Source organism: Streptomyces sp. NPDC001348, from assembly GCF_053597535.1.
In genome coordinates this window covers 75412-87977 of sequence record NZ_JBSFIK010000024.1, presented here as the reverse complement: position 1 = coordinate 87977, position 12566 = coordinate 75412, and the positions used below count along the sequence as shown (strand labels likewise).

The 12566-nt window shown below is 69.5% G+C and carries 11 protein-coding genes; 5 read left to right on the top strand and 6 right to left on the bottom strand.

The window, feature by feature from the left end; translation table 11 throughout:
• Positions 1–212: 212 nt before the first annotated feature.
• From ACWC21_RS24495 to ACWC21_RS24480, 4 genes are all read right to left on the bottom strand, one after another.
• Positions 213–1385: a low temperature requirement protein A gene (locus ACWC21_RS24495; RefSeq protein WP_450884949.1), complete on the bottom strand. Its 1173-nt coding sequence runs from the start codon at positions 1383–1385 to the stop codon at positions 213–215.
• Positions 1386–1415: 30 nt separating this feature from the next.
• The gene (locus ACWC21_RS24490; RefSeq protein ID WP_450884948.1) at positions 1416–2267 is read right to left on the bottom strand and encodes an alpha/beta fold hydrolase; all 852 of its coding nucleotides are present in this window, start codon (positions 2265–2267) and stop codon (positions 1416–1418) included.
• Between the two features lie 50 nt (positions 2268–2317).
• Positions 2318–3136, bottom strand: a complete 819-nt coding sequence (locus tag ACWC21_RS24485) for an oxidoreductase (RefSeq protein WP_450884947.1) — start codon at positions 3134–3136, stop codon at positions 2318–2320.
• Positions 3137–3492: 356 nt separating this feature from the next.
• A complete protein-coding gene (locus tag ACWC21_RS24480) occupies positions 3493–4503 on the bottom strand; it encodes an alpha/beta fold hydrolase (protein ID WP_450884946.1) in 1011 nt (336 codons plus the stop codon).
• Positions 4504–4738: 235 nt separating this feature from the next.
• On the opposite strand from ACWC21_RS24480, the gene ACWC21_RS24475 reads away from it, so the two are divergent.
• Positions 4739–5317, top strand: a complete 579-nt coding sequence (locus tag ACWC21_RS24475) for a TetR/AcrR family transcriptional regulator (protein ID WP_450884945.1) — start codon at positions 4739–4741, stop codon at positions 5315–5317.
• A gap of 1242 nt (positions 5318–6559) precedes the next feature.
• On the opposite strand, the gene ACWC21_RS24470 is transcribed toward ACWC21_RS24475, so the two are convergent.
• Complete coding sequence (locus ACWC21_RS24470) at positions 6560–7555, bottom strand: Lrp/AsnC family transcriptional regulator (RefSeq protein WP_450884944.1); 996 nt, start codon at positions 7553–7555, stop codon at positions 6560–6562.
• Between the two features lie 123 nt (positions 7556–7678).
• Here ACWC21_RS24470 and ACWC21_RS24465 point away from each other — a divergent pair, with 123 nt between their 5' ends.
• From ACWC21_RS24465 to ACWC21_RS24455, 3 genes are all read left to right on the top strand, one after another.
• Positions 7679–7933 carry a hypothetical protein gene (locus ACWC21_RS24465; RefSeq protein ID WP_450884943.1) on the top strand — a complete coding sequence of 85 codons (255 nt, stop codon included), beginning with the start codon at positions 7679–7681 and terminating at the stop codon, positions 7931–7933.
• 130 nt (positions 7934–8063) lie between these two features.
• Positions 8064–9383 (top strand): hypothetical protein, encoded by a 1320-nt coding sequence (locus ACWC21_RS24460; RefSeq protein WP_450884942.1) that lies wholly within the window; start codon positions 8064–8066, stop codon positions 9381–9383.
• A gap of 160 nt (positions 9384–9543) precedes the next feature.
• Entirely contained in the window at positions 9544–11223 is a 1680-nt protein-coding gene (locus ACWC21_RS24455) for an MFS transporter (RefSeq protein ID WP_450884941.1), read from the top strand.
• A 191-nt stretch (positions 11224–11414) separates the two neighbouring features.
• Here the strand turns inward: ACWC21_RS24455 and ACWC21_RS24450 are convergent, their stop codons facing one another.
• Positions 11415–12236 carry a hypothetical protein gene (locus tag ACWC21_RS24450; RefSeq protein ID WP_450884940.1) on the bottom strand — a complete coding sequence of 274 codons (822 nt, stop codon included), beginning with the start codon at positions 12234–12236 and terminating at the stop codon, positions 11415–11417.
• 18 nt (positions 12237–12254) lie between these two features.
• Between ACWC21_RS24450 and ACWC21_RS24445 the strand changes: the two genes are divergently transcribed.
• On the top strand, positions 12255–12566 hold a 312-nt coding region (locus tag ACWC21_RS24445), incomplete at its 3' end, for a serine aminopeptidase domain-containing protein (RefSeq protein WP_450884939.1).

Here is a 12566-nt window from a genome sequence, read left to right as displayed (position 1 = left end):
TGTCCAGCGTCGCCAGGGCCGAACGGCTCGATGGCAGGCGTTCGGGCAGGGCCTCGGTTGGTTACTGCGGCAGGTGTGGTGCTGGTGGACAGGGCCATGGAAACCTCCTGGTGAAATGGGGTGAGGGAGTTCAAGCAAGAAGTACCGGCCTCGCCTGACGGCCGTCGATGTGCTGCGCCGTCAGGTCACATGGGACGCGGACGGTGATCGGATCAGTTGTGTGGGTGGCCCGAGGGGGAGGGGGCCTGCTTCGGACGTGCGTCGCCGGTCGGACGGTGTTCTTCGAATGCGGCCAATGCGACGACGATCACGGCGGCGACGACCGCGGCCAGGTATGCCGGGGCCATCGGCGTGGCCAGGCCTGCGACGACCAGGGCGGACAACGCGAGCAGCCGCGACCAGTGCAGGTCGTCGAACAGGGTTGCCCCGTGCCAGGTCTGCGTCGCGATGAAGAGGATCGGCCCGCCGAACAGCAGCAGGCTCGTGGTCGCGCCGGTGTGCTCCACGGGGTGTGCGATGACGCGTTCATCGGCCACGGCGACGGCGATCAGCCCGGCGACGGAGATCATGAGGCTGATGACGCCGCTGCGCCCGGCCCGCATCGGGTCCTCCGTCCGCTCGTAGTGGCGTACGACGCGTTCGGAACGGCTGAAGAACAGCCAGAACAAGGCGATCGTGCCGGTGAGGGCCACCCCTGCGGTCAGCAGGGTCATCGGCTCGTACGGTGCCGCGGTGAGCGCGGTGCCGGTGGTCATGACCGTCTCACCCAGCGCGATGATCATGAACAGGCGCCCGCGTTCCAGCAGGTGCCCGCCGGCGAAGCCGACCTGCCGGGACTCCAGCCTGCGGCCGGGCAACGCATGCGCCGTCCAGGTACCCGCCAACTCCACCAGGGTCGCCGCGGCCCACCACGCCAGCCGCGCCCGGCCGTGGACTGCCGCACCGGTCAGCCACAGGGGCGCGGCCGCGACGAACCAGACCAGAACCCGGACGAAATGCTCCTGGTTGACCTCATCGAGGCCCACCCTGAGCAGCCATACCGTACGGCCGAGGTGAATCAGCAGGAACGTGGCGACGAAGACCCACCCGGCGTCGCCGAAGGCTCGTGGGATCGCGGCGTTCATGAACAGCCCGGTGAGCATGACCGCCAGCAGCATCCGCCGGGTCCGCGGGTCCTCGGCGGGCACGAGGGTGACGGCCCAGGTGGTGTACGCCCACGCCGCGTAGACCGCGAGGTAGAGCACGAGCGTCTGGGCGGCGCCGGTCCACGTCGGGTGCGCCAGCAGCTGATGCGACAGCTGGCCGATCGCGAAGACGTAGACCAGATCGAAGAACAGCTCCAGCGGCGTGACCTCCCGGCGTTCCGCCTGCCTGGTCGACTCCACGACGGATCTCCTTGGTTGCGCGGCGATTGGTCAGTCGGCGAGGAAGGCTGTCACCTGGGCGGCGAAGTCCCTGGCGTGCTGGAAGAGGAAGGCGTGGCCGGCGTCGCTGTAGGCGACGAGGGTGGCGTCGGCGAGGTGCTGCACGGCGGTGAAGGCCGCCAGTGCGGGGATCATCACGTCCTGCACGCCGGTCGCGTACAGGACGGGCTGCCGGATGCTCTCCAGGTCCGCGCGGACCTGCTCGAAGGGAATCGCCGCGTCCTTCGCGATCGCGGAGAGCTGCCCCATGGCGGCGGCCTCCGACACCTCGGGCACTCCGGTGGCCAGCCGCGTGGCCACCCTGGCGAGGTGCGCGTACCCGGCGGCGCGCCCGGTGTCCGTCTCCGGGAAGAACAGGAACACCAGGTCGTCCCCGGTGACCTCGGGCTTGCTCATGGTGGCCCGCACCTTCGGGTTCGGCTCGGGTGCGCCGGGCACCGTGCCGCCGGGATTGGCGGCCGCCACGATCAGCCTGCGCACCAGGTCGGGCCGTCGGCGGGCGATGTCCTGGGCGACGGTGCCGCCCAGCGTCCAGCCGAGCAGGTCGACCTGCGTCAGGCCGAGAGCCTCGATGAACTCGACGGCGCCGTCGGCGAGTGACTCGACGGAGTCGCGCGGAGTGCCGGTGGAGTAGCCGGTGCCGACGTTGTCGAACACGATCACGTCGTGCTCGGCGGCCAGGTGGTCCAGGAGTTCCGGGTCCCACCAGTCGAGGGTTCCCCGGACCCGGTTCAGCAGGACCAGTGGGGTGCCGCCGGTCGGGCCGAGGCGCCGGTAGGTGAACGTCGCGGAGGGACCGTCGACGGTGAGGTCCTCGGCAGCGTCTGCCAGATAGGTGCTCATGGCGAGCTTCGCTTTCCTGTCGTGTTGTCTGGAGGCGGGGGGTCCGACCGTCAGGCGGCGGGCAGGCGGTTGAGCTTGCGCAGCTGCTGGTCGAACATGCGGGAGGGGACCATACGGCGCATCGTGCGGACGCGTCCGGTGATGGCGCCGGCGGTGTAGCGCAGCTTGGGCTTCGCGTCGGTCGCGGCGGCGACGATCTCCTTGGCGACGACGGAAGGGTCGTCGCCGTCCCTGACCGCCTGGGCCATGTACTCCTCGAAGACGTGCCGCTGGTGGGCGTAGACGTCCAGGGGCTGGTCGGGGCGGACGCTGGCGGCGTCGAACGCGGTGCTGGTCCAGGCGGGTTCGACGAGCAGGACGCGCACGCCGTGCTCGCGGACCTCGTGGTCGACGGACTCGGAGTAGCCCTCGACGGCGTGCTTGGAGGCGGCGTAGACGGCCATGTAGGGCTGCGGCATGAAGCCGACGATGGACGAGATGTTGATGATGCGTCCGCTGCGCTGAGCCCGCATGTGGGGCAGGACGGCGTTGGTCATGCGGATGACGCCGAGGACGTTGATGTCGAAGAGGCCCTGCGCCTGCGCGGCGGAGCTCTCCTCGGCGGCGCCCGCCGAGCCGATACCGGCGTTGTTGACCAGGACGTCGATGCGCCCGAACCGGTCGATCACCTCGCCGACCGCGGCGGTGACCGAAGCGTCGCTGGTGACGTCGAGGTCGAGGAAGGTCACGCCCTTGAGCGGAGTGACGTGCGCGGTGTTGCGGCTGGTGCCGACCACTTCGTGGCCTGCAGCGGCCAGGGCGAGGGCGGCGGCCTTGCCGATGCCGGAGGATGCGCCCGTCACGAGGGCTACCGGTCGTGTCGTCGCCATTGTGGGCTCCTTGCTCATGGGGTTGAGGTCGTGCTTACGGGGATTGAGGGATCGCGGTGCCGGTGGCGACCGACCCTCAATCGGTTTCACCAATGTATCAACTTTGCGCCTAATGGCAACAGTGGAGAATCAATTAATGCGGCAACCGTAGCGCCTGCGTATCTCCTACAGGCGGTGAGGGGGTGAGAGGAGGCTCCCCGTCGCGCGCCGACGCCTCGCGTCGGCGTGGGGCACCACTGAACGGCCGTACCCCGCCGGGCTCAGCTCCGGCGGGGTACGGGTGCCGGCCTGCGGTCGGCGCGCTCATGGGCGTCGATGACCGCAGGCCGGCGGCGGGGGCGGTGGCTGGACGAGCGTCAGCGGTCGAGGAAGGCGTTCACCTCGGTGCCGAACGTGACGGGGTACTGGAACAGGAACCCGTGGCCGGAGTTCGGATAGATGTGCAGTTGGGCGTTGGGCAGGTGCCTGGCCAGCAGGTGGGAGTTCTTGGGCGGCATCAGGATGTCGCTGTCCCCGTCGGCGACCAGGGTGGGCTGGAAGAGGGCGTTGAGCCGCACCAGCTTGGACTTGTCGGGGATGCCCCAGTCGGACATCGCCGTGAGCTGGGCGTCACGGGTCGCGAGGCTCGCGGGGGCGTCGTGGTCGGTGGTGCGCTGGCCGAGGCGTTGCAGGAACTCGGTTCCCGCCGCCTGGCTGGACGCGGTGTTCTTGAAGAACAGGAAGAGGAAGTCGGCAGGGCCGGGGTTGTCCTTCAGCGCGCTCGCCAGAACCTTGGGGTCGGACGCCCTCTGGTCGACCCCGCCCTGGGGGCCGGTGCCGGCCAGGATGACGCGGCGGACCTGCCAGGGGCGGCGCAGGGCGACCTCCTGGGCGATCTGGCCGCCGAGGGAGAAGCCGAACAGGTCGTAGCGGGGCAGCTTGAGGGCGTCGGTGAAGCCGATGGCGTCCAGGCTCATCTGCTGGATGGTGCTCGGTGTGGCGCCGGTCGAGCCGCCGACGCCGACGTTGTCCACGAGGATGACCTCGCGCTTGGCGGCGATGGTGTCGATGAGCTTGGGGTCCCAGTTGTCGAGGGTGCCGCGGTAGTGCTGGAGGAAGACCAGGGGCACGCTGCCGGCGCTGGGGTTGCCGAAGCGCCGGTACTGGTAGGTGATGCCGTTGGCAGCCGTGACGTGCAGGTTGGGAGCGGTGGCGGCGCTCTGGGTGTTCTGCGTCTGAGTGACCGTGTGACGAGCGACGCTCGAACTGTCCTTCGCCACGGTGGCCACGCTCGGCGCGGCGCTGGCGACGGCGGCGACGACGGACATGGCGGCCAGCGTCATCGTGGTACGCCGTGCGATGCGGCCGCGCAGTTTGGTTGCGGACATGTCAAATCCTTGAGTCGGGGTCGGGCGGCTTCTCCGGTGAGGGGGTATGGCGCCGGTGGTGAGTGACGGGCGTGCAGACGGTGGCCCCGTTTGATGCGGCGCAACCTCCGAACCGTGTCATCAAAGTATCAACTATCTCCAGAGTTGCAACACTGGAGAATCAGTTAATCGGGTACCGGTAGCATTCACGTATCCTCTACAAGGGGCCGGGAAGCGAACCAGACAGGAGACAGACATGGGCCGAGCACTGCGGGCAGATGCCGAGCGCAGTGTGCGCGCGATTCTCGAGGCGGCCGAGCAGGTGTTCGCCCAGGACGCCGGCGCCTCCATGGAACAGGTCGCCGAGGCGGCGGGGCTGACCAGGATCACTGTTCACCGTCGGTTCGCGAACCGGCAGGCCCTGCTGGACGCGCTCGCGGTCTCCGCGAAGCAGCAGCTCATCGACGCCATCGAGGAAGCCCGGCCGGACGCCGCTCCCGCACTCGTGGCGCTGCACCGAGTGACCGCGAACGTCCTGCGGGTCAAGAACACCTGGCGCTTCACCCTCAGTCACGCCACGGCGCACACCCCTGCCGCAGCCGCTCTCTGGGACGAGATCGACACCCACACCGTCGATCTCATGAACCGGGCGCAGCGCGAGGGCCTGCTCGCCCCGGACGCGGACCTGGCCTGGACGCGGCAGGTGTACTACGCCCTCCTCAGCGAAGCCATCAACAGGCCCGGCGCGGAGCAGGACCCTGCTGCACAGGACCCGGACGCACTGGCCACGCTCGTCATCGACACCCTCCTGCACGGCGCGGGGCCACGCGGCTGAGCCCCCGCTATGCCTGGCAGAACTCGGAGCCCCGTGATCGTCTGCCGCGCTGCCGGAGAGAGTCGGCGTCGCCCATGCCAGGTGACACGGCTCCACCTGGGGAGCCGCGCGGATCGGCTGTGAGAGCGCCCCGGCCCTCCGCTCCCCGCGCCGCGATCTCGGTCCCCGCATGGGGCCCACCACTGCGACAGTGTCTCTGCGGTGGGCTGCACAGTGTCGGCGGTGCTTCGGCTCAGGCTGCTGCGGGGACTCCGCCTCCGAGTGGCGGGCAGAGCCGGTGTGCGCTGGAAAGGAAATCCGCTGCGGGGGTCTTCGAGAGGCTCTCCTGAGCTGCTGAGATCGCGCCGTGCGATCTCCAGCCCGATCCTCGACGGCCCCATTGAGGCCGAGTTGAGGCCGCACGGACAGGAACAGACCGACGAGGGCTGAGCAGCACTGACCAAGCTCACCCTGCCTGACCTGCTGAAACGTCATAAACAAGCGTTGATCGGCAAGGACCGCCAAGATCCTCAAAGCACTCATCATCCGTCGGTCGTGGGTTCGAGTCCCACCCGCCCCACCGTACACCCCTGTGACCTGCGAAAACGCCTCATCTGGGGTGCGGATTCAGGACTTTGGGCCAACGGATTGAATCCGCTGCTCGTGAGTTCGAGGGCGTTGTGATCGGCGTTGGTTGGAACCACTCTGACCTGCATGGACGTATCAGCGCACTGTCGGCGCAAGCCGCCGCGGTGGACTCTGCGAGCGGGTGCACGCCGAAGTTGGGACGCTGATGGGACGCAGGTCAGTGGAAGTGGCCGCCTGGGGAGCTGCGCCTACGCTGCTCTGGCCGTGGGCGGAGAGGTCGGGGCCGTGTGTGACGGTCAGTCACCGGGGTGCTGTGCAACGTCTGGAATCGTTGGTCTGCTGCCGCGCGGCCGGAGCTGAGCGCCGGGGGAACGGCCCTTCCCGAAGATGGCCTGAGCGTGTCGCCGCAACTGCTCACCTCGCCGAGACCCGCCGATCGCTCGGCGCAGCAACTTGCGGGCTGGCCGCTGAACAAGCTTGACTCTCGCGCTCCTGCTGTCACGGTCTCCCGGGGCCGCGCGCCCGAGATCCATCACCGCTTGAAAGACGTCAAACGAACCTCGTTCCGGGCTGCCCCTTGGACGGTAGCGGCAACCCCGTGATCATCTTCACGCTGCGCAGAGGCGGCCCGGAGCGCGCGGCCGTCCCGTTGTCGCCGGACCGGAGCCACGGCTGTCATCCGGGTGTCGGATGGACGAGGCGGCCGCGGAAGATGAGTGAGGCGGCCTGTTTCAGGCGGCGGACGCGGATGCTGACCTCGTAGGCGTCGATGCCGTCGATGGCGGCGACGCGGGTGGTGAGGTAGCGGTAGAAGTCCTCGGCGTCGCGGCAGATGACGCTGACCATCAGGTTGTGCTGGCCGCTGATCGCGCCGGCGAAGGCGACTTCGGGGTGCCGGGCGAGTTCTTCCCCGGTCTGTTTGAGCCGGGCGGGGGCGACGCGCAGCCAGAGCGTGGCGTTGAGGGTGTTGCCGAGGCGCTCGGGCAGCAGATCCACGTCGTAGAAGAGCGTGCCCGAGGTCTCCAGAGCCTCCAGGCGGCGGGCGACGCGGGCGTGGGACCAGCCAGTGAGCTCGGCGAGGCGGGTGTGGGTGGTGCGGCCGTCCTCGGCGAGGGCGGCCAACAGCGGGCTGTCCTCGTCCGTAGGGGGCCGGCGGGGGCCGGAGGGGACGGGGGGCCCGTCGCCGGTGAGCTGTCGTACCTGGTCGGGGGTGAGGCCGGCGCCGTAGCCGGTCCATTCGCTGGTCCCGGTCTCGCCGAAGGTGTGCAGGACCAGGTCGATGCCGACATCGAGGACGGAGGCCGAGCGGGGCAGCCGGCGCAGCAGGACGTCGTCGCGTTCGGTCTCCACGGGGGAGCGGATCACGCAGATGATCTCCGAGCCGCCGGAGGCCAGGTTGGCGTAGGCGATGTCCGGACGCTTGGCCAGGGAGTCCGCCAGGGGACCGACCCGGTCGGGGCGGGAACGGATGCGGGCCACCCACTGGGCCTGCCCGTGCACTGCCGGGTCGACCAGACCGACCACCCGCATCACCCCGCTGCGGCGCATCGCGTGGTAACGCCGGGCGGCCGTCTGTTCCGACACCCCGGTCACCTCGCCGATGCGCCGGAAGGGGGCGCGGGGCGCGCACTGCAGCGCGTGGAGGATTTTCCTGTCCACAGCGTCGATCATGGGGGGAGTCTTACATGTATCGCTCGTAGCGTAGAGGTTTTTGTTCACTACGGGCTGCTGGGTTCAGGGTCGAAGACTCCGAGGCGGATGCTGGTCATGTCCTGAAGAAAGGACGTGACTCCCATGAGCACGCGGCCGGCGTCGACAGCGGTCTGCATCGGCACGTTCGTCGTGCTGATGCACCTCACCACGGCGGGCATCGTCAAGCGATTCTTGAGGGCTCTGCCGGACCGTGGCGCAGCCCACCAGGCGGCGCTCCCGCGCACCGGTCTCTCCCGCCCCCATCGGGTGGTCGGCGCGGTGCCCCCGGTCCCCGCGGCGGTGCTCCGGGCAGTCTGCGGGCCGGCCGCCCGGCGGGGTGTCGCTGCCGCTCCCTGACCGGCCCGGAGCGTCTTCCTCGCATCCCCCGCGGGCGCTTCGGGCCTCGGGCCCCGCGTGCGCGGACGAGTCGGCCCACACCATCGCTCACGCGCCGAAACCAAAAATCCCCAGAGAGGCATCCGCCCCCGTGGACTTCACCGTCGACGCCTTCCGCGCGACACCCCCGTTCGACATCCTCGCCAAGCTCTTCGGACAGCCGGAGCACACCGACTGGCTCGACGAGAGCGTGTCCTGGAAGCGGACCTGCTACATCGGTGACTGGTCGTTCCTGCCGCAGACCCGCTTCCGCGGTCCCGACGTGCCCGAGCTGTTCTCGGGGATCTCGGTGAACTCCTTCGGGAAGTTCCCGGTGGGCGCCTCCAAGCACGTCGTGCAGACCGACGCGCACGGTCATGTCATCAGTGAGGGCATCCTGACCCGGCTGGATGAAGAGGACTACGTGTTCCACGGGCCAGGCGGCGACTGGGCCCGGTACAACCTGGAGCAGGGCGACTTCAAGGCCACCGCCGAGGACGAGGACTGGTTCGTCTACCAGGTCTCCGGCCCTGCGTCGATCCCGCTGCTGCTGGAACTGACCAGCGACGAGCGGCTGTTGGACACCCCGTACATGCACGCCGTGCCCACCACCATCGCCGGGCACCGCATCTGGGCGCTGCGACAGGGCATGGCCGGCGAGGTCGGATTCGAACTGCAGGGACCGCGCGAGATCGGCACCGCCGTGTACGACGCGGTCGTGGAGGCCGGACAGAAGTACGGCATCCGCCGTCTGGGCAACCGGGCCGCGCCCCTGAACCACCTGGAGAACGCCGTCCCCACCCGGAACCTCGACTACCTGCCCGCCCTGTACGAGCCCGAGCAGGCCGACTTCCTCGCACACCTGCTCAGCTCACCTTGGCACGTCCCGCGGGCGTACCTCTCCGGCAGCTTCCAGGGCGAGTCGCTGCGCGACTACTACCGCGACCCCGTGGAGCTCGGCTGGACCCGGCAGATCAGCTTCGACCACGCCTTCCTCGGGGACACGGCGCTGCGCGAGAAACTCGCCCGGCGCGCCCGGGTCCTGCGCACCCTGGTCTGGAACAGCGAGGACGTGCTCGACGTGCACCGCTCGCTCTACGGCGACGGCCCGCACCACACCTTCATGGACATGCCCCGCGACCTGCGCGGCCACCTGTGGGTGGACCGGGTCGAGCGCGACGGCGTCCTCGTCGGCACGGCCACCCAACGCGGCTACAGCTACCACGTCCGTCAGATGCTGTCCCTGTCCGTGCTGAACACCGCCGACGCCGAGATCGGCGCACAGGTCGAGGTCGTCTGGGGCAACCCGGGCGACCCGGTCAAGCGGATCCGGGCCATCGTCGCGGAGGCCCCGTACAAGCCTGTGCGCTCCCGTGCCGACCTGCGCCACCATCTGGCCAACTACCGGGCCGAGTCCGGACCGGCCGCGTAAGCCGCGGAGAACCCCACCCACCGACGCCTGCGGGACGCCACCGGCAACATCCCGCAGGTCAGGGCTGCCCGCCCCGGCACGGCAGCCCCCGTGCATCCACCCCTGCCCTCCAACCGACCGCGGCACCACCACGCCGCACGGGAGAAAGCGGAGAATTTCCGTGAACGCCACCACAACGGCGATCAGGCCGACCGACCGGCGGGCGGCCACCATCGTCATGGCCTGCCTCGGCGTGTTCGTCGCCTACCTGCCGATCACGACGGTCGCCGTCAGCCTGCCCGCCATCCAGCGGGCACTGCACACCTCGACCGACCAACTGGCCTGGGTCCAGGACGCATTCGTCCTGCCCATGGCCGCCTTCATCCTCACCGCCGGCGTCTTCGGTGACGTCCACGGCCGCAAGAAAGTCTTCCGGGCGGGCCTGTTCTGCTGCGCGGCGGGCGCGGCGGTCGCCCTGTGCGCGCACAACATCATGACCCTGTGGGCCGGGCAGGCCCTCGCCGGTCTCGGCTCGGCCGCGCTGCTGCCCACCACGCTGGCCCTGATCAGCCACGCGGTTCCCAACCACCGGGAACGCGGCAAGTACATCGGCATGTGGGCCATGGCCCTGCTCGCCGCCCTGGCCGTCGGTCCGGTCATGGCCGGCGTCATCCTCGACCACTTCGCCTGGCGCTGGATCTACCTGCTGTCCGTCCCCCTCCCGCTGCTCGCGATGGCCGTCGCCGCCAAGCTGCTGACCGACTCGCGTGCCCCATGGGAGTCCCCCCGCTCGAGCGGAGCCGAGAGTGGGGGAGGGCGCAAGCTCGACTGGCCCGGCCAGATCACCGCGGCCGTGGGCATCACGGCACTCGTCTACGGCGTGATCGAGGGCGGCGCCGACTCCTTCACCGCGCCTAAGGTGGTCGCCGCCCTCGCGCTGGGCGTCGTCGCGCTGGGCACCTTTGCGCTGGTGGAGAGGCGCAGCGCCAGCCCCATGCTGGACCTCGCGGTCTTCCGCAGCGCGGCCTTCACCGCCACCGCCCTGGTCGCCCTGATCACCTTCCTCGGGCTGATCGGCTTCTTCTTCGTCCTCAGTCTGTACTTCGGCATCGTCCAGCAACTCGGCACCCTGGAAGCCGGCGCCCGACTGCTGATCGTCCCCGTCGCCGCGATCGTGGCCGGCGCCCCGGCCGGACGCCTCATGCACCGCGTCCCGGCCCGCTGGATGATCACCGTCGGCCTGCTCCTGATCGCCGGGCCCCTGCTGGCCATGACCAACCTCGACGTCGACACCTCCTACGGCTCCATCGCCTGGCGACTGAGCCTGCTGGGTGTCGGCATCGGCCTCGTCACCACCCCGATGACGGCCACCGCCGTCGCCGCCGTACCGCACCACCTGGCCGGTATGGCCGCGGCCGCCAACAACGCCTTCCGCCAGGTCGGTGGCGCGCTCGGCCCGGCCGTCCTCGGAGCTCTGCTGTCCACCCGCGCCGTGCACACCCTGCCCGGCCACCTCGCCGACGCCGGAGTGACCGGCGCCCAGGCCCACACCATCGTGTTCACCGCCAAAATGGGGGGCCTGGGCGCGGTCGCCGGGATGAACCTCGGCTCCACAGCCGGTCAGGTCTACGGCGCCCTGGGTGAGTCTCTGCTCGACGGCATGCGGCTGTGCCTCGTGGTGGCCGCCACGCTGGCGGCGCTGGCCGCAGCATGCGCCGTCGTCCTGCTGCGTCACCCGAAGCAGCAGGTCACAGACGGCGCGGCGAATACCGGGAGCGCGGCACGGCATGGTCGCCCGGTCGACGCCGCCGAGAACGCTCAGGCTGGCACGGCCCAGCATCTGGGACACCAGCGCGCCTGACCGGTAGCAGGACGGGCATCGTCCGCGCCGGTCAGGTACCGAGCCGCGGACGACACCCCTCCCTGGCTGGTGGCCGGGCGATCCGCCGTGGACGGGTTTCGAAACCCACCTTTGAGCCTGCGTAATCGCTCGACAGCCCGGTGTCTCTGAGCGTCCGGGGCGGTGTCGGGACGCAGTCGGGACACAAGGCCTCACGGTGCGAGGTCTGGTGGGTTCTGACGCGGTGGGGTACGGGTGTAGAAGGCAGTCAGTGGATCTGTGACTACGTTCCGGCGGACTGCGTCAGAGATCAATGCTTCATCCAGACGCTTTCCCAGATCAGGGCCGGCCGCGGCTGCGGTGATCAGCCGGCGCAGCGTCACGTTCGTGGCAAGCTTCCGGAGACCGTGCAGGTGCTGGACGTCTTCCCTCGTGTCGTCGCCGTGAGCGTACTTCGACCGGCTGTCATAGCTGGTGGACACCATGTCGAGCACTCCTTCGCGGGTCTCGTCGGTCATCCAGAGCATGGCCGCGCGCTGCTTGATCTTCTGGGCGACCCCACTGTTCCCGTCACCGGTCAGCAGCGCCTCCATCGCGATGACGTACTGCAGCGTGATCTCGTCTGCCTCCTCTTCCCAGATGGATCCGTCAACTTGCGTGCGGTGGGAGGCGCGCAGCAGGTGCTTTGCTGCACGCTCCAAGCGTCGTGCCCGCTTCCTGCCGGCTTTCGAGGTGTCCGCCAGGACCATGTCGATAAGCGAATCAACGGCGTTGCAGAAGGTGAGGAATCGGGGCACCTCCTCTTGCGACACCTTGTAGAGACCCTCTTGGCGCCGCTCCACCTCCACTTCCTCGCCGTGCTCATTGACGAAGATGTCCATCGTCCGGGGAACCGCACCGCTGCGGCGATCGATGCGCCGGCCACGCTCGACCACGAACCAGGCATCCATGTGGCACGCCACATCGCTGCGCCACAACAGCAGGATGAACAGCGGTCGCCAGTGATGCAGCTCAGGCCGGGTCAGAAGGTCCATGAGCGGCCAGCGGCTGCCGTGGACCAGTTCCCCGTCCGGATCGTCACGGCAAAAGGCTTCGAACCCGCCCGGACGCAGTTCGACTGGCTCAGCCGCGACCCCGAAGCCGTCGACGCCTACCTCGCTGACCCGCTCTGCGGCTCCAGCCTCGACGCCGAGGGAATGCGGCAGGTCGCCGTCGCCTCCACAGCACTCGCGCAGCCCCGGGACATCCCCGCACACCTGCCTGTCTACGTCCTGGTCGGCGACCGGGACCCGCTCAACGACGGGCTCGCGCTGAGTGACCTGCTCGTCGACCGCTACCGGCAGGCCGGCCTCACCGACATCACC

What these genes read in the sequence shown, in the direction of transcription:
- ACWC21_RS24475 (WP_450884945.1), top strand. Translation starts at nt 4,739, where the DNA reads ATGGGCCGAGCACTGCGGGCAGATGCCGAGCGCAGTGTGCGCGCGATT.
- ACWC21_RS24470 (WP_450884944.1), bottom strand. Translation starts at nt 7,555, where the DNA reads ATGATCGACGCTGTGGACAGGAAAATCCTCCACGCGCTGCAGTGCGCG.
- ACWC21_RS24490 (WP_450884948.1), bottom strand. Translation starts at nt 2,267, where the DNA reads ATGAGCACCTATCTGGCAGACGCTGCCGAGGACCTCACCGTCGACGGT.
- ACWC21_RS24465 (WP_450884943.1), top strand. Translation starts at nt 7,679, where the DNA reads ATGAGCACGCGGCCGGCGTCGACAGCGGTCTGCATCGGCACGTTCGTC.
- ACWC21_RS24450 (WP_450884940.1), bottom strand. Translation starts at nt 12,236, where the DNA reads ATGGACCTTCTGACCCGGCCTGAGCTGCATCACTGGCGACCGCTGTTC.
- ACWC21_RS24480 (WP_450884946.1), bottom strand. Translation starts at nt 4,503, where the DNA reads ATGTCCGCAACCAAACTGCGCGGCCGCATCGCACGGCGTACCACGATG.
- ACWC21_RS24485 (WP_450884947.1), bottom strand. Translation starts at nt 3,136, where the DNA reads ATGGCGACGACACGACCGGTAGCCCTCGTGACGGGCGCATCCTCCGGC.